This is a genomic window from Pseudomonas sp. S2_B07 (genome assembly GCF_054668435.1).
Window position 1 is genome coordinate 3,683,884 of sequence record NZ_CP162769.1, and the last position, 17,130, is coordinate 3,701,013.

The following is a 17,130-nucleotide window of genomic DNA, read 5'->3' on the forward strand; positions in this document are numbered from 1 at the left end:
CCATCCTAGGCAGGCTATTGGTCTGTTGTAAGAGCCATTAATGACCAATTTCACAGGTCCATTGCCATGACCGATGCGCCGCTTTCCTTGTCGTTCAACCCTGCCGGTATCGAACTGGATCGCCGTCAGGGCCTGAGTCGTCAGCTCTACCAAGCCTTGCGCGTGCGCGTGCTGGACGGACGACTGGCCAGCGGCACGCGATTACCGGCCAGTCGCGATCTGGCAGCGGCACTGGCGATTTCTCGCAACAGCGTGGTGCGAGCCTACGATCAGCTCTATGCCGAAGGCTTTATCGAAGGGCGTGTGGGTGACGGGACTTACGTTGCTCAACTGCCCCAGGCCTCGATCCCTGCCAAAAAATTATCCACAAAAGTATCCACAGGGTTGTCAACAGGGTTACCCACAGCCTTATCCACAAACTGGCTGGATTTACCTGTGGTTTCATCCAGTAAAGTTATCCACAGCGGTGCGTTGGGGCGCGTTGAAAAGAACCATTTGGCCCTGCCGCCGAGTGGGCCGCCGCGTGCATTTCGGGTAGGTGTCCCGGCATTTGATCTGTTTCCTTTCGAGGTCTGGGCCAAGCTGAATGCGGCTTTCTGGCGTAAACCGGATTTACAGCAGCTGTGTTATGGCGATCCGGCGGGTGATGAGCGTCTACGTGGAATGATTGCCGCGTATTTGCGCAGTTCACGCGGCATGCAGTGTTCGGCTGAGCAAATAGTGATCACCAGTGGCGCGCAGCAGGGGATTAGCCTTTGTGCACAGCTGTTGGTAGAGCCCGGCGATGGGGTGGCGATCGAGAATCCGGGGTATCGGGCGGCGGGTCATGCGTTCGCCGTGGCGGGTGCGCGACTGCACGGGGTGGCGGTGGACAGCGAGGGGATTAATTGCCGCGAATTGGCAGCGATCGAGGCGTGTCGCCTGGCGTATGTCACGCCGTCGCATCAATACCCGACCGGGGTGGTGATGAGCCTGGCGCGACGTCTGGAATTGCTGGCCTGGGCCGAGCGCACTCAGGGCTGGATTGTCGAGGATGACTACGATGGCGAATACCGTTACAGCGGCGCGCCATTGGCGCCGTTGGCGGCACTCGACCGACAGGGGCGGGTTTTGTACGTCGGGACGTTTGGCAAAGTCGCCTTCCCGGCGCTGCGCCTGGGTTACCTGGTGTTGCCGCCAACGCTGGTTCAGGCGTTCTCGCAACGGCGGGCGGTGGACGTCCGGCATTCCGAGGTCAGTACCCAAGTGGTCATGGCCGAGTTCATGGCCTCCGGGCATTTCCAGCGGCATATTCGCCGCATGCGCCGGGCGGCCCTGAGTCGGCGTAATACCGTACTGGCCAGTTGGCCGCAGAACATTCCCGGCATCGGCAGTCTGCCGAGTGTCGCGGCAGGACTGCATCTGACGGTGGCGGTCGACTCACAGGCCCGCGAGCGCGAGCTGGTGGAACAGGCGGCGAGCGTCGACGTCGAGATCAATGCCCTGAGCGGCTATTGGCTGCCGGATTCGACAACACCTATGGACCAGCGCGCGGGTCTGGTCCTCGGTTTCGCGGCGGTGCCCGAGGCGGCCATCAGCGCCGCGCTCGGGCGGCTGGAACAGGTCTGGCGTCCTTAGCTGGCTGCTGCGGTGTTTGCCTGGGGTTCCAGGTCCAGGAACAGTTTTCGTAGCGCAGGATCCTCTAACTTTCTGAACACCCCATCGATGGGTTCGAAGGTGGTCAACGCTTGTTGCTGGTCCAGCGGCAGCGTTTTCAGGTAGTCATCTGAAACTTTCAAATGGGCCGCGGTGGGTGCATTCGCCGGACTCGACAGCGTCTCGTAATGGAAATGCGCTACCCACAACGGCTGATTGCGGGTCTTGTCGACAATCCGGTACTCCTGGAAATAGTCGCCGAGCCCTCGGGTCTGGATACGCCCTCGTCTGTCGCGACTGAGGTCGAGCTGGCCGTTTTCATGCATCCATTTGAAAGTGCTCTGGGTCGGTTTGCGCCGGGTGTAAAGATCGGCGCGAACGGTCACACCTTCTTTGCGCAGACGACTGGCCCCATCACGTAACTCGCGGCTCAGCGTGGCAACCGGAAAAGAGAATGCGTTGTCTTTCCTGCCGTTGATCACGGCTTGATCGACGCTGCTGGCCGCTTGCTCAAGTTTCAAGGCCTGCTGATCGAACACATCCTGAAGATCGGCCGGGATGCGCCTTGGGCGCAACGCGTCCTTACGGGTGCGTTCGATGAATGGGGCCGTGTCCAGGTTCAGCTCGATGCCGGCCTCGATCGTTCCGGCGTCATCCAGCACTGGAGCGGGTTGCTGATAAACGGCGGGGGTAAACGACCTGAGCGGATCTTCCGTGGTTTTTTCCGGTTCGTTTTTATCGGGATCGCGGGGCCGGGTCTTGCGTACTTTGATCAGTTGTCGTGACGAACTCGGTTGCATTCGTTGTACAACAGGTTGCGTGGGCAAGGATTCCGGCTCGGGCAGCAACGCCTGTAACCGGTTTTGTGCGAGCTGCGCGAATTCGTCGATGAGCGATTGCACATGATCGAGCCTGGTTTGTTTGACCAGTCCAGGGTACGTGCCAGGCAATTCCTGAATGCGCTGATCAGCGTCGGCAAATGTCTCCACGAGACTGTTCAATTCCTCGATTTGCGCCTGCACATCGGAATGTTCGCCTTCGCCTTTCATCAGATCCGCCATGTGAATCGCGGCCTTCGCGGCGCTCATTGCAATATGCCCCACCGCGGCTCGAGCCTGCTGCATCAGGGGGCTGGCCTGTTCATTGAGGCACAGCTCCTGCGACATGCCGATCTCGTTGGCCTTGATATCCAGCACGGTAAAGGCAGGCGCGAGTTTTCTGATTTGCATGGCGCGCTCAATGCCAGGGCGTCCCGCTACGTGCATGTCCTCGAGTGTCGACGAAAACAGGGTCAGCCTTTCAATCATCTCCTCACCGATGTCCGATGCTTTCTGCACATTGTCGACGAGCGATTGCCTGGCAACGGGTTCGTTTTCGTTGCCTTGGGTCAGGACACGGGTGGCCTGACTGTATTCGGATCGTTTCAGCACAAACCACAAGGACAGATTCTTCTCCAGCACCACGCTCATGCGAAGCAAGTCTTCCCGGTAGTTTTCCGTCCCCCCGAGGGTGCGCCATTCGCGTAGTTGTTCGAGTGCCTGGCGATACTCGTCGATCGTTTTATCCAGTTTTTCCATGTACATCGTCGTCCGCTGATCGTAGTTTCCGGCGTTGGCCTGCGTGATGCCGTCATGTAACGTTTTCAGCTCGGTTTCCTTGGTGTTTTCCTGGCTTTTGAAGGCGCTCAGGATCTCCCCCAACGTGTCTTTGCGCTGTTCGTCAGCTGCTTCCTGATGGCGGCTGACCGCATTTCCGGCCCCGCCTCGCAACCGCAGACGCAGGTCGAGCACCCATTGCCCGTGGCCGTTATCCCTCAGCATCGGACCGTTTCGTTCCGGCTGATCCGGGTAAACGATATGGATTTCATCGTCGCCTTTGACGTCGACGTAAAACCACCGATCACCCACCTGTGCGTAGTTGCGGAAGTTATGTTGGTAAAAATGCGGAGGGGCTTCTTTAACTTTCGTCACGTTGGCGCTGGCAATATCCGGAGCCGTGACTGTGAGCGTGTCCAGGTAAGCGCCCAGAGCGGTCGGTGTTCGGCGTGGAACCGAGCCGGCCAGCTCCAGGGAGGAAAGGTGACTGGGTGGAAGGTCCGGAGGCAGCGGGACGGGATTGAGCGTGACGGCGACGGCCTCATGGGGTTCTGGCGATTTTCGCTTCGGCACCTGTTCGATCCGGGGCTTGCTCGAAAGCCTCCTGCGTCGCATCACGGCGTGATGGCTGAGAATAATGCCGATCGCCAGCAGAATGTCCGACACCGACGTCCATTCGATGAAGCGGTCATCCTGGTCATGGGCGTCGAGTGCCTGTTGAATCTGGTTGATGGTTTGCCAGACCCAGACGGCTGTGCCGACCGCACCGCTAAGAACATTCGAAGCGACGTTGAAGAGCGCCCAGCCGCTGTCCTTCAACACACTCCAGCGTCGTTCGGCGTTGGATCGCGATTGTCGGTCGGCGAGGTTGACCAGCATCCGCGCATTGCTTTTGAACAGCGCAGACAGAATGTCGCCGGTGACCTCGACGCTTTCGAAAACCACACGCCCGAACTTGTCTGCGCGCTGCAATGGATTGACGATCTGTTCCGCGATCAGCCACGGCGAGGGCAGTCCGGTGGGAAATACAGACTGGGCATATTCAAAGCTCAGGTGTTTGTCGGGCAACCACGCCAGCACCGTATCCCTGAGGTCACCGGGTTGGTGCAGCGCATATAAAAGGTTTTGCCTTGAGGGGAATTGCAGCAGAGGTGCATCGAGCATTGGCCGATAGAGCAGGCAAGGCCCGCTGTGTGCATTTCGTGGGCTTATGATGAACATGTTGTCCACGGTGTCGCTGCTGCTGACCAAGCGATGTTGCGGCGTCATTGTGAGCGGGTAGAGGGCGACGGTACTGGTGGCGACCTCGGGATCGAGCAGCTCGCAGACGTAGCGGTATCCGCGTTCGTCCACACCGGTTTCAGGCTTGAATCTGGCTTCTAATGCCTGCAGTGGCAGCAAAATGCGTAATTGATCGCGATAGAAGTTTTCCTGGCGTCGGGAGGCGATCGGGTCCTCCAGCAACGTGGGTTTGATCAGTTCGGGGTAAGCCTTGCCGATGTCCACTCGCGCTGACACGGTGGTGAGAAATTCAACGGTCAGCCAATCCGGAACGGTCTCCCCGCCCTTGAAAAATACGGTCGCCATGTAGGGCGCCTGGTTCTCCAGCGCGAAGTCGGCCAGCGTTTCAATGCGTTGGTCGAAGGGGTTGGGGAGGGTGAAATTGTCGGCGGTAAAACTGTGGGTGATTTTGATCCGCAGATCATCCAGTGCAAGATTCGCGGCACCGACCGCCCGTGGATCCGCGATGATCGCTTCACGCATCAGCCGCTGGGCATAGTCGGTGACGGACGGGATCTCGGTGTTGGCCAATTGGCTGTCCGGTTGACGGTACAACTTGCCCAGTGCACTGATGTAACGGCCGTAATCTTGAATGTCCTGGGAGGCGGCGCTGCGCAACCAGTCGGGAATTGCGCTGTTCAATTGCAGGAATCGTGCTTTTTCGTTGGGGTCGAGTCCGGTTTCGGGTTCGGCTTCATCTGCCGGGGCCTCAATAAACCGCAAGGAGTCAATGGCATCCATTTGCGAGGAGACCAACGCCCACGCCATGTGGTCGAAGATGTTGCCTTCCGGCTCGTAAAACCGCCACGTCAGATCGCGTCCTGACCGTTGTTCTGCCAGGCGTGCGGGAAGCGAGTTACCCAATTCTTCCATTGAACTGAACGACTCATACGCGCGCTCGATGGTGTACATCACCAGCAAAGGGCGCTTGCGAAATGTGGCCTTGAGCACCAGCGCACCGCCGATCAACAGATGTTGGGTGATGTCATTCTCGACGGTATCGATATCGAGAAGGCACGCCTGAATGGCGGAAAATTCTCTGTTTACATTTTTACGGGTGGTTTTGTCCGGGGCGTTGAACACTTCCCGGGCCATCGCGCATTCATCGGTGTCCCAGCCTTTGACCTTCTGCACGTTCAACGCCTTGCGCAGCGTGTCGGACAGCTCCTGCCAGCGGGGGATTGCATGCCCCTTGGCATTCCAGAACTCGAGTTGCCGTACTTGAGACTCGATGAACAGGATCGACGCCAGGTCATTGAGCATCTTTGCAATGTCCTCGATGCAGACCGCGAGATGAACCGGGTTTTTGCTGTCCGGCTCAAGGGTGAGGAAATGCTCGCCTTCGAGGTAGTTGGCCGTCGTTCCATACAGGCCCTGGCGCATCAGTGCCAGGGTCAGTGATTCGAACCCGGTTGGGCCCGCCTCGACATGGTCGTCCACCATGAGCCATCGGGGGGTGCCGACGAAGGCGTTTTCAGGGTCGATCTGCAATTCTGGCCAGGCTGCTTCCATCGCTTGGCGCAGCAGGTGCGAAGCCACGTTGCTGAGCGTGGGGCCGTGGCTGGTCAGGCTCACCAGGTCACTGGTTTCCAGCAAAGGGGCCGAGTCATGTTGAGGCAGAGAAATGTTGTTGCTCATGGCGGATACCTCGGCGCAATGACGAGGCCGGGAAAGCCTCTGGATGCATCGACAGTAATCAGGCATCGCCTACAGGGGGTGGTAGATAGATATCGCGGGGGAAAAAGACCCGCGAATGCGGGTCTCGGGTTCAGCACAAGATCAGGCTTACGACCCAGATGCCGAGGTCGGCACTTTTGCGAAGAACAGGGTGGTCGCCAGTTGCGGGCTGATTTCGCTGCGGTAGATCGAGATCGCCAGGAGATCGTCGTTGGCGTTGCGGGCCTCGGTTGCGCCGCCCAGCAGCCGTTGTTGCACTGTTTTCAGGTGTGCCGCGGTGAAGGTGTGTGCAGGCGAAGCGGGCTCCGAGTAGTGGAAGTGGGCATACCACAGAACACTTTGGTTGCTGTGATCGCGGACCTCATATTCCTCGAGATAGTCTCTTTTACGGCTTTTGAGCAAGCGTCGGCCGGGGGTCTTGACGATATCGACCTGACCTTCGCTTTGCAGCCAGCGGACGCGCTCCGCCGTCGGCGGCTGTAGTTTGGTCATGCTGATTCGCGTCAAGCGTCCCTGACTATAGAGTCTGGTGGCCCCGTCGTTCAGTTGCTTGGCCAGCGTCACGGCGGACCCCGAACCACCTTCGGTGGAATTACTGGCGGTCAGCGCATCTTCGATTGCGCTGGCGGCGTCCTGCAGTCGGTGAGCCTGCTGATGAAACATTTCCTCTATTTCCACAGGTATTCGTCGCGTACCTTTGGAGTGGGCCTGCGTTCGACGAATAAACGCATCCAACCCCTCCAGCAATGCCTGGCCTTGAGCCGTGCTTGCACTCAAATCGGGTTGGCTAACGTCGAGGGGGGCCGGTCCAGGGGGCACTCTTTCAACCCAGACCCCCGGGGTCTTTTCGTGAAAGGTCGAGATGACTTTGCCGGTCAACGCCGAGGTCACGTCGATCAGTTCTGACCCTTGCGTCACGGAGTCGACACGTGGCTGGCCCACCACCGTACCTTTGTAGCGGGTCTTGATGATTCGCTTGGCGGGAGCGCTCGGCAGGCGGGAAGGGCCGGGTAGCGGCTCAAGTGCCTTGCGTTCGCGCAGCAAGCCGGCCAGTTGCTTCACGGTGCGCTGTTGAAAAACTTCGAGACGTTGGCGCATCACGTCGAGGGGGATTTGCAGGAACTGCCCGGGAAACTCCGTGGGCAGATCAACGATGCGCTGGTCAGTGATCGTGAGTTGCTCCACCAGGTCGCTGAGTCCATCGATGCGCTCCGGCAAGTGCAGCACCTCTTCGTCAGCGGCCAGGTCCAGTGAAGCCTGAATCGCGAGGCCTGCATTTTCGACAATGCTCTCCAGTGCCTGGCGCGCTTCAGGTGCGGGTTCAACGCTGTTGTCGAGGCACAACTCTTGACCGAGTGTGATCTGGAACAGTTTGAGGTCCAGCAAATCGAACGACGGCATGTTGGCTTTGACGTCGCGGATCACTTCGATGGCTTCTTTGCCGAGCAGGTTCAGTTGCTCGAAGCACGCATGCGCAGTCTCGATTTTGTTGATGTAGCTGGCGGTCAACTCGCCCGTGAGTTGATGGGTTTGCCGGCCGGTCTGTGTGTTTTCCGTTGGCGGGTGGTCGAGAAGATCGAGGGAAAGGCGCATTTGATTGCCGAAAACCGGCTGCTGGTGAACGAACCATTTTTGCAGCAGCGAAAGCTGGAAATCCAGGCGGCTGATCATTGCTTTTCGGTAATTGGGAATCGCCTCGCGAGCATTGAAGGCTTTCATCTGTTCCATGTTGGTGCTCAGGAATGACATCTGCGCATCGAGCGTTTCAAGGTACAAGCGACGATGGGTGTCGGTGGCGGTAATCGCCTGCGCGTTTTTTTCCGCTTCCTTGAGTGCTGTCTCGCGGCTTTTGGTCTGGCGCTCGAACGCTATCATTTGCTGCTTCAGTTCAGCCTGGCGTTGCCGGTTTTGTTGCTCCAGCCGTTGTTTTTCCTTGCCCCCGGCCTTGAGCCTCAGCCGCGTATCGATAAACCATTCGCCCCTGGCATTCTTGACCAGCAAGGGCCCCGTGCGTGCGGGTGACCGGCTAGAGTCAATGATCTGCACATCGTCATTGTCGTTGAAGGTGACCTCGAACCATCGCTGGTCAACCTTCGCATACCACTTTCCCTTGAGTGAACTGAGGTGTTGGTGAGGGCCGGGCTCGCTGGAGGCGGCCATTCCTTTGGGTTCGGCGATGGCCAGTCCATCAAGCAAGACACCCAGGGATGATGACGGCAGCGCAGCGATTGCGTGCAGAGACGTCTCATGGGTGGATGGCAGTTGATCGAGGTCGGGCAGACGGGTGACCGTGAGGGTGTGGTCAGGTTTGCTTTCGGGTGTTACGGGTGGCGGCTCGACCTTCTCGGGCAACCGCGAGACGGGCTTGTTGCGAGTGGCAGCCCGATGGGCCAATACCATGCCGAGCGTCAACAGCAGATCGGTCAGGGCGGACCAGGCGAGTAAGCTGTCGTCGTTTTCTTCGGCATCGGTAATGTTCTGCAAGTCATCCATGATCTGCCAGATCCACGCGGCCACCCCGGCGGTGCGACCGAGGAAGGGCAGCGCGACATTGAACAGCATCCATGTGCCTTGCTTGAGCGTTGCCCAGCGAGCTTGTGCATTGGACACCGATTGATGGTCCGCCAGGGTAATCATGGCGTTGGCGTTGGCTTTGAACAACGCCGCCAGCGGCGCGTCATCGAGGGCCGTTGCACTGAGTGTCACCGTGCCCATCTTGCCCAGGGCTGAGGTGGGATCGACCAGCAATTGGGTCAGCGTCCAGACCGAAGGCAACTCACCGGAAAACACGTACTGGGAATAGTTGAAGCGTACATCGTCGGAGAGCCAGGCCAGGATCGATTGGCGAAGCGGTTTTTCGTGCTTGATTGCATACAGCAGATTGGCCTCGCTCGGGTACTGCATCAGCGAGGGGGTGAGTAACGGTCGGTAGAGCAGGCACGGTCCTCTATCGGTGAGTCGCGGACCGATGACGAACATGTTGGCGACTTCATCGCCTTTGCTGCCAGCGTGATCACCGGTCATAAAGGCCAGTGGTCGAATGACAATCTCCTGCCCGTTCACCCTGCGGTCGGCCGCGTTTTCCTGCATGACGGCATTGACGTACTGATAACCACGTTCATCAATACCCGCCTCGCCGCGCATCTTGTGCTGCAGCGCCTGCAAGGGCAGCTGGGTACGCAGATGGCGGGTGTAGAGCACCTGTCTTCGCTGCGCTTCTTGCGGATCATCAAGCAATTTTTGCTTGATCAGCGTCGGGTAAACCCCACCGATATCGACCTGCGTGACGAGCTTTTCAAGATAGGCAGGAGTCATCCAGACGGGCACTGCGTCGCCACTTTTGCAGTTCACCGTCTTGTTTCCCAGCGGAACGGCAATCAGGTTTTGCAGCGCCAGTTCGATCAGCGACAGCGTGGTGGTTTGCGTCTTGCCGGGTATCACGACAGCGCCCAGCACAACGACGCTGGTGATGCTGATTTCAATGTCTTGCAGATCCAGGTCCGCTGCCGCGGGATGATCCTTGATCATCTGCTCTTGCAAGGTTTGCAGCGCAAACGCCGGCAGTGACGAGATGCCTTCGTCGAAGGTTTTTCCAGCGTCCTGTTCCCGCAGCTGCGCCAGGTCCATCAAGTGTCGGCTGTAGCGGGTGAGGTCCGCCGACAAGGCGTTTTTCAGCCAGCCTGTCAGTAACCCCTGAACCTTGCTGAAGCGTGACGACGGCAGGGCTTCAAATTCAGTGAAGCTTTTTGCCGCGGCACTGATTTGTGGTGAACGTTTCGTGACAGAAGCGTGCTGAACCGCACTGAGTGCACCGATGGCTTCGACCTCGAGCGCAATCAGCGCGCAGGCCTGGTGGTGAAAGAAGTTGCCCTCGGGTTCATACAGTCGCCATTGCAGGGTTTGCTCGATGCTTGACGTTCCAAGGGGGGCGAACACTGTTTCACCCAATGCCGCAACAGAGTCATAACGCTTGAACCCTTCGGCAATCGAGTGCGTCAGCACCAGGGTCCGCTCGCCCAATGTGCCCACGAACACGGCGATATCCAGAACGCGCAGGTGTTCGCTGACCCCGCTCTCAACCCAATCGGTGTCGATCAGGCAGGCCTTGGTCAGGTACTTGTCCTGTGGCCGTGTGGCGCGCTCCGGATGAGCGAACACGGCCTGGGCCATGGCTTTTTCATCGGCATCCCAGTTCGAGGCGGGATCGGGGCTCCAGATGTCCTGCAGCGATTGCGCGAGCGAATGCCAGCGCGGCGTCGAAGGGCTTGTCTCCTGATTCCAGTAATCAAGCTGCTGGTGCTGATAGGCGATGAACAGCTGGGGGGCGAGCGCGTTGAGCAGGCACCCGATGGCATCGATTTTCACCGGCAATTGAGCCAACGGTTCAGTGCCCGGTTGCAGGGTGAGGAAATGTTCTCCATCGAGGAGCGTCACCGTCGATCCCGACAAACCGAGTCGTACCAGCACATCGGTGAGCGATTCAAACAGGTCAGGGCCGGGCACGACGTTGTCGCCGGTATCGATCCAGGTCGGGGTGACGACCGTGGCAAGCGTCGGGTCAATCTTCAGCAGCGGATACAGCGCGTTGAGCGCAGGGCTCAGCGCGGTCGCTGCGACCTCTCTGATCGAAGGGCCGGTGACCAACTGGGTCAGTACCTCTTCTGCACTTGGGGCAACGGTTTCGGACATGCTCGTCTCCTGACTGAGAACGCGCCGCTGCTGATTGCGCCGCGCGGGATCAGTGGAAGGTATCGGGCGGCCCAAAGTGCCGGGTGGTACATAAATATCGCAGGCAAAAAAAAGACCCGCGTCGCCGCGGGTCTTCGTTTTTGAGTCGGGTATCAGGTCCCGGACTTGATCTTGGTCCAGGCTCGTGTGCGCGCACGTTCGGCATCGCGCGGCAATGGTTGCAGGGTGTACAGCGTACCCATCGCCGTTTCGGTCGGGTACAGGTTCGGGTTGTTGCGGATCGCCGGGTCGACCAGTTCCGTGGCGTCCTTGTTCGGGTTCGGATAACCGACAAAGTCGCTGACCGGCGCGATGACTTGAGGTTGCAGCAAGTAGTTGATGAAGGTGTAGGCGTCTTCCGGGTTCTTCGCGCCTTTGGGAATCGCGAGCATGTCGAACCAGATCGGTGCGCCTTCCTTAGGCAGGCGCATGTCGACGATCACGCCGTTCTTGGCTTCCTTGGCGCGGTTGGCTGCCTGGGAGAAGCTGCCGGAGTAACCGACCGCGACGCAGATGTCACCGTTGGCGATGTCGGCCATGTATTTCGAAGAATGGAAGTAGGTGATGTACGGACGGATTTTCATCAACAGGGCTTCAGCCTTGTCGTAGTCCGCAGGCTTTTTGCTGTTGGGGTCGAGGCCGAGGTGTTGCAGGGCCAGCGGCAGGATCTCCGACGGCGAGTCGAGCAGGGCGACGCCGCACTGCTTGAGCTTGCTGATGTTCTCTTCCTTGAAGATCAGGTCCCAGCTGTCCACCGGCGCGTTGTCGCCGAGAGCGGCTTTGACCTTGTCCGGGTTGAAGCCGATCAGGATGGTGCCGTACATGTAGGGCACGGCGAATTTGTTGCCCGGGTCGTTGGCTTCGATCAGCTTCATCAGCTTCGGATCGAGGTGATTCCAGTTCGGCAGCTTGCTACGGTCCAGCGGCTGGAACACACCGGCTTCGATCTGCTTGGCGAGGAACACATTGGACGGCACCACCACGTCGTAACCGGAGTTACCGGTCAGCAGCTTGGCTTCCAGCGCCTCGTTGGTGTCGAAAATGTCGTAGACCAGTTTGGTCTGGGTGTTCTGGGCCTTGAAGTCTTCCAGCGCCTTGGGGGTGATGTAGTCGAACCAGTTGTAGACGCGCAACGTTCGCTCTTCAGCGTGTGCAGCGCCACTGAGCACCAAGGCACCCAGGGCCGGAACGATAAAACGCTTGAGTCTGTTCATTGTTCTAATTCCTCATTGGGCGCTTTCAAAACCTTCGAGTACGTTCACGGCATTGATGCCGATTTCTTCTACCGCGTAACCGCCTTCCATCACGAACAGCGTCGGCTTGCCCAGACGCGCGATGCGCTCGCCCATGGCCAGGTAGTCGGGGCTGTCGAGTTTGAATTGAGAGATGGGATCGTCCTTGAACGTATCGACGCCCAGGGAGACGATCACAATGTCGGCGCCGTAGTTTTCGATTTCCTGGCAGGCCTGATCCAGCGCTGCACTCCAGGTGTCCCAACCAGAGCCGGCGGGCAGAGGATAGTTGAAATTGAAGCCTTCACCCGCGCCTTCGCCGAGCTCGTCTTCATAGCCGAGGAAGAACGGAAACTCGGCTTCCGGGTGGCCGTGGATCGAGGTGAACAGCACGTCGCTGCGTTCGTAGAAAATCGATTGGGTGCCATTGCCGTGGTGGTAGTCGACGTCGAGGATCGCGACTTTTTTATGGCCCTGATCGAGGAACGCCTGGGCGGCGATGGCGGCATTGTTGAGGTAGCAATAACCGCCCATCAAATCGCTGGCAGCGTGGTGTCCCGGTGGACGGCACAGGGCGAAGGCACTGCGCGCGCCACGCTGGATTTGCGCCTGGGCAGTCAGCGCGACTTGCGCCGCGCTGTACGCTGCTTGCCAGGTACCGGCGGTGATCGGTGCGCCGCCGTCGAAGCTGTAATAGCCGAGTTGGCCATGCAGGCTGGTGGGTTTGATGGCGCGCAGGGTTCGGGCCGGCCAGGTGTAGGGCAGCAAGTCGCCATCGGTGTTGAATTCGGTCCAGCGTGCCCAGGCACCCTTGAAGAAGTCGAGGTAGTCGCGGCTGTGGATTCGCGCGATCGGGTCGAGGCCGAAATCCTGCGGCGCTTCGACCGGGCCGAGGTTCTGATTTTTTACGCGTTGCAACACATGGTCGGCACGCGACGGCATTTCGAAGCAGGGCTTGAGTTGCCCGTCTATCAATTCGCAACGGCCGTGGTGCAGGTGGTGATCGTCCGAGTAGATCGTCAGCATTTTCTTGTTCTCCGCAGGCTGATTCGGTTGAACACAGTCTTGCGGCAGGCGGCGTTGGAGAGAACGGCAGGAAAGGCCAAAAGGGGATGGATATGGCCAAAAAGTCTGACCGAAATTCGCCCCTTGATGGTGCGCTGCTCTTGAAACCGCTATCGCGAGCAGGCACCAAATTCCTCAAGGCCTGAACTGACTTGGCGCCACCCCACTCCAGCGCACAAACGCATGCCGAAAACTCGCGGTCTCGCTGAAGCCCAGTGCCTCGGCGATTCGGTAGATCGGCATCTGGTCTTCACAGAGCATTTGCTTGGCCTGCTCGAAACGCAGCTCATCGAGCAATTCCTGATAGCTGCACCCCGAATCCTTGAGGTGACGACGCAATGTCCGCGCCGAACAATTCATCTGCTCGGCCAACCCCTCAAGCCCCGGCGCTGCATTTAACTGGGCGCTGAGCAACTGCCGAATCCGCCCCAGCCACGCCTGGCGACCGGTGAACTCAGTGTTCTGTTTGCGGCAGCGTTCGGCCATGGCCTGATGGGTGATGGCATCGGCGAGCGGCAAAGGTCGGTCGAGCCAGTTGCGATCGAACGCAAACGCGTTGTCCCGCGCCTCGAAGCTCAACCTGCAAGCGAAATGTTCGGCGTAGGTGGCCTGATAGTCCGGCGCGGGGTGTTCGAAACGCGCGGCCAGCAGCGGCAGCGGATGACCGAGCAGGTCGTCGCAGATCACTTTCAACGACACCAGGCAGAATTCAGCATTGAACACCGCCATCGCCGGGCTTTCCCGGTAGTCCGCCGCGACGAACCAGACACGCTCGCCGTCGTCTTCCAGGCTCAGCTCGAAAAGTGTTCCCAACAGCGCCGGATAGCGCATCGCCAAGCGTAAAGCGTCACCGAAGGTGGCACTGGTGAGCAACGCATAACCCAGCATTCCGTAGCACGAAACGTGCATTCGCCGGCCCAGTTCCAGGCCGATGTCACGCTTGAGCGCGACTGCGTTGGCGCAGACTTGCATCTCCTGATTGGTGGTGATGCGCGTGTCCGCCCGGTTCAGGTCCGCCGCGCTGATGCCGCTTCCGGCGAGCAAGTCTTCGCTGGACAGGCCTTGGTCCTTGAAGGTGTTGAGCACCAGGGAGACGGCGTTGAGGGTGGTGAGGTGGGAGTGGAGCATGGGTGGCTTCCAGCCTTGGGGTGACCGGAACGCAGCAAGTTATATGCCGAGCTAAGAACCTGTAGGCGTGAGCCAGCTCGCGATGGCGTCGGCACATCCAGCATCGATCTGTCAGACATACCGCTATCGCGAGCAGGCTCGCTCCCACTGGGTTTTGTGTGGTGTCAGATGAGCTCGCCGCAGAGGTCGAGTTCTACGAGGCGACGCACTTCTGCGTTATCCAGCCCTGAACCCAACAACGCATGCAACTTGCCGAACGCCGCCTCGCGGGTCATGCCGCCACCCGACAGCACGCCAACGCCACGCAAACGGCTGCCGGCCTCGTACACATCCAGCTCAACACCACCTTCATGGCATTGCGTCACCGCAACAACCACAACACCCTTGTCCCGCGCCCGCTCCAGGCTGGCGAGAAACTCGGGGTTATCACTCGGGCCGGTGCCACTGCCGTAGCACTCCAGTACCAGACCCTGAATGCCGCTGGCGAACAAACCGTCAAGAATCTCAGCGCCGATACCAGGGAACAACGGCAGTACGGCGACTTTCGCCAGTTGCTTGGGCTGGTTATAGGTCAGCGATGTCGGCAGGGAAGCAGCTTTCACACCGCCACCCTGACGCTCAAGCCGCTTGAACGGATGGCGACCGAAACTGCGTACTTTCGCGCAACGGGTCGGGTCCAGCAGTTCGCCGTGGAAGTACAGATGAACGCCCGGCGCCAGGCCATGGCCAAGGGCAACCAGCGCACCGCTGAGGTTTTCCCAGGCATCGCTGTCGGTTACGCCGGCCGGCAGCATCGAGCCGGTGAAACACACGCGGGCATGCAGGCCGAGCCATTGAAAACTCATGGCCGCCGCGCTGTAGGCGAGGGTGTCGGTGCCGTGCAGGATCAGCACGCTGTCGCAGCCCTGAACATCAACAGCGTCGACCACGGCTTCGCGCAGTTGCTGCCAGTACGTCGGGGTCATGTTGGCGCTGTCAATCAGCGGCGACATCTCGCGAAAGCGCCACTGCGGCACCACCAGTTCAGGCTGACTGTGCAGGTATTCACGCATCCGCGCTTCGAAACCGGACGCCGGGGCCAGGCCGTGGGCGCTGGCTTGCATACCGATGGTGCCACCGGTGTAGAGCACCATGACGTGCTGGGCGGCAGGGTAGGTCGAGGAATTCATGGTGGTTCTCCGAGAACAATGAGTTCCTGTGGGAGCGAGCAAGTCGAATCGTCGCACCGTCGCTCCCACATGGGATACCGCACTTTAACCGATCAGCGTTGCGCTGCGGGTACGCCTTGTGGCTCGGCTTCAGCCTTGGTGGCCGCCGCTGGCGGGTTGGCCGGCCAGGCTTTCAGGTCCAGGTCCAGATCCGGGAACTTGCTCGAATCGAACACCGGGGTCTTGATCCCGGCAGCACGCTGGTCATCGTAGTCACGCAGGATGCGCATGCCGACCTTGAACAGCAGGAACAGCGCGATCAGGTTCACGAACGCCAGCAGGGTCATGGTGATGTCGGCGAAGGCGAACACGGTGCTCAGGTTTTCGATGGCGCCCCAGAAGATCAACACCAACACCAATGCGCGGTAGCCGATCAGCGCCTTGCGGTTTTCACCGATCAGGAAACGCAGGTTGCTCTCGCCCAGGTAGTAGTTGTAGAGAATCGAGGTAAACACGAACAACGACAGGGCCACGGAAATGAACATCCGGCCCCAGTCACCAACGACCGCTGCCAGCGAGTTCTGGGTCAGGGCAATGCCGTCGCCTTCGAAGCCCGGGGTGTAGAAGCCCGAGAGCAGGATCAGCAGCGCGGTGCAGGTGCAGATCACGAAGGTGTCGAGGAACACGCTGAACGCTTGAACGACACCCTGAGCAACCGGGTGTTCGACCGACGCGACTGCCGCCACGTTAGGCGCACTGCCCAGGCCCGCTTCGTTGGCAAACACGCCACGCTTCACGCCCATGACAATCGCGCTGCCGATCAGGCCGCCAAACGCCTGGTCGAGACCAAATGCGCTTTTAACGATGGTCATCAACATCGCCGGCACGTGATCGAATTGCAGCACGATCACGTAAATAGTCACGCCGATGTAGACCAGGGTTTTCACCGGCACCAACAGGTCGGCGACCTTGGCGATGCGCTTGATCCCGCCGATGAACACCAGGCCCAGCAATACCGCCAGCGCGATGCCGGTGTAAGTGGTGTCGAGGCCGAAGGCGTTGTTCAGCGAGTGGGTCACGGCGTGGGATTGCAGGCCGTTGAAGGCGAAGCCGAAGGTGATCAGCAGCAGGAACGCCATGATCATGCCCAGCCAGCGTTTTTGCAGGCCGTGCTGGATGTAATAGGACGGGCCGCCACGGTAGGTGCCGTCGGAGTCGCAACGCTTGTAGAGCTGGCCGAGGGAACATTCGAAGAAGCTGCTGGACATGCCGACCAGCGCGGTCACCCACATCCAGAACACCGCACCGGGCCCGCCCAGAGTCACGGCAATCCCGACACCGGCGATGTTGCCCGCGCCGACGCGGCCGGCGAGGCTGAGCATCAAGGCCTGGAACGAACTGAGTTGCCCGGCGCTGCTTTTGAGGCTGTCGCCGAAGACCGCGAACATGTGGAAGAAGTGGCGCAATTGAACGAAACGCGAGCGGATCGTGAAGTAGCTACCGAGCCCGACAATGAGCACGATCAGTACTTTCCCTGAGAGGAAGTCGTTAATGACTTCGAGCATGGATTATTCCTCGCTGTTTTTTGTGTAGGCAAATGTTGGGCAGGCAGCAACATCGAGTTACACCGCTGTGCGCGTG

9 protein-coding genes are annotated in these 17,130 nt (G+C 59.5%); 2 read left to right on the forward strand and 7 right to left on the reverse strand.

The window, feature by feature from the left end; translation table 11 throughout:
* Positions 1-66 precede the first annotated feature (66 nt).
* Positions 67-1,617: a MocR-like pyridoxine biosynthesis transcription factor PdxR gene (gene pdxR / locus AB4N43_RS16930; protein ID WP_059181923.1), complete on the forward strand. Its 1,551-nt coding sequence runs from the start codon at positions 67-69 to the stop codon at positions 1,615-1,617.
* On the opposite strand, the gene AB4N43_RS16935 is transcribed toward pdxR, so the two are convergent.
* Entirely contained in the window at positions 1,614-5,606 is a 3,993-nt protein-coding gene (locus tag AB4N43_RS16935) for a dermonecrotic toxin domain-containing protein (protein ID WP_460151741.1), read from the reverse strand. The two genes, pdxR and AB4N43_RS16935, sit on opposite strands and share 4 nt — an antisense overlap.
* Positions 5,607-5,696: 90 nt before the next feature.
* Here AB4N43_RS16935 and AB4N43_RS16940 point away from each other — a divergent pair, with 90 nt between their 5' ends.
* Entirely contained in the window at positions 5,697-5,912 is a 216-nt protein-coding gene (locus AB4N43_RS16940; protein ID WP_460151742.1) for a hypothetical protein, read from the forward strand.
* Positions 5,913-6,296: 384 nt separating this feature from the next.
* Here AB4N43_RS16940 and AB4N43_RS16945 read toward each other — a convergent pair whose 3' ends face one another.
* The 6 genes from AB4N43_RS16945 to AB4N43_RS16970 all read right to left on the reverse strand — a co-directional run bounded on the left by AB4N43_RS16945 (position 6,297) and on the right by AB4N43_RS16970 (position 17,054).
* The gene (locus tag AB4N43_RS16945; RefSeq protein ID WP_460151743.1) at positions 6,297-10,877 is read right to left on the reverse strand and encodes a dermonecrotic toxin domain-containing protein; all 4,581 of its coding nucleotides are present in this window, start codon (positions 10,875-10,877) and stop codon (positions 6,297-6,299) included.
* Between the two features lie 152 nt (positions 10,878-11,029).
* Positions 11,030-12,130, reverse strand: a complete 1,101-nt coding sequence (locus AB4N43_RS16950; protein ID WP_059181927.1) for a polyamine ABC transporter substrate-binding protein — start codon at positions 12,128-12,130, stop codon at positions 11,030-11,032.
* A 12-nt stretch (positions 12,131-12,142) separates the two neighbouring features.
* Complete coding sequence (locus AB4N43_RS16955; RefSeq protein WP_460151744.1) at positions 12,143-13,174, reverse strand: histone deacetylase family protein; 1,032 nt, start codon at positions 13,172-13,174, stop codon at positions 12,143-12,145.
* A 174-nt stretch (positions 13,175-13,348) separates the two neighbouring features.
* Complete coding sequence (locus AB4N43_RS16960; RefSeq protein ID WP_027926285.1) at positions 13,349-14,341, reverse strand: AraC family transcriptional regulator; 993 nt, start codon at positions 14,339-14,341, stop codon at positions 13,349-13,351.
* A 164-nt stretch (positions 14,342-14,505) separates the two neighbouring features.
* Positions 14,506-15,510: an asparaginase gene (locus tag AB4N43_RS16965; protein ID WP_027926286.1), complete on the reverse strand. Its 1,005-nt coding sequence runs from the start codon at positions 15,508-15,510 to the stop codon at positions 14,506-14,508.
* Positions 15,511-15,602: 92 nt separating this feature from the next.
* Complete coding sequence (locus AB4N43_RS16970) at positions 15,603-17,054, reverse strand: alanine/glycine:cation symporter family protein (RefSeq protein WP_059181929.1); 1,452 nt, start codon at positions 17,052-17,054, stop codon at positions 15,603-15,605.
* Positions 17,055-17,130 lie beyond the last annotated feature (76 nt).

What these genes read in the sequence shown, in the direction of transcription:
- AB4N43_RS16935 (WP_460151741.1), bottom strand. Translation starts at nt 5,606, where the DNA reads ATGGCCCGGGAAGTGTTCAACGCCCCGGACAAAACCACCCGTAAAAAT.
- AB4N43_RS16955 (WP_460151744.1), bottom strand. Translation starts at nt 13,174, where the DNA reads ATGCTGACGATCTACTCGGACGATCACCACCTGCACCACGGCCGTTGC.
- AB4N43_RS16940 (WP_460151742.1), top strand. Translation starts at nt 5,697, where the DNA reads ATGCCCCTTGGCATTCCAGAACTCGAGTTGCCGTACTTGAGACTCGAT.
- AB4N43_RS16965 (WP_027926286.1), bottom strand. Translation starts at nt 15,510, where the DNA reads ATGAATTCCTCGACCTACCCTGCCGCCCAGCACGTCATGGTGCTCTAC.
- pdxR (WP_059181923.1), top strand. Translation starts at nt 67, where the DNA reads ATGACCGATGCGCCGCTTTCCTTGTCGTTCAACCCTGCCGGTATCGAA.
- AB4N43_RS16960 (WP_027926285.1), bottom strand. Translation starts at nt 14,341, where the DNA reads ATGCTCCACTCCCACCTCACCACCCTCAACGCCGTCTCCCTGGTGCTC.
- AB4N43_RS16945 (WP_460151743.1), bottom strand. Translation starts at nt 10,877, where the DNA reads ATGTCCGAAACCGTTGCCCCAAGTGCAGAAGAGGTACTGACCCAGTTG.
- AB4N43_RS16950 (WP_059181927.1), bottom strand. Translation starts at nt 12,130, where the DNA reads ATGAACAGACTCAAGCGTTTTATCGTTCCGGCCCTGGGTGCCTTGGTG.
- AB4N43_RS16970 (WP_059181929.1), bottom strand. Translation starts at nt 17,054, where the DNA reads ATGCTCGAAGTCATTAACGACTTCCTCTCAGGGAAAGTACTGATCGTG.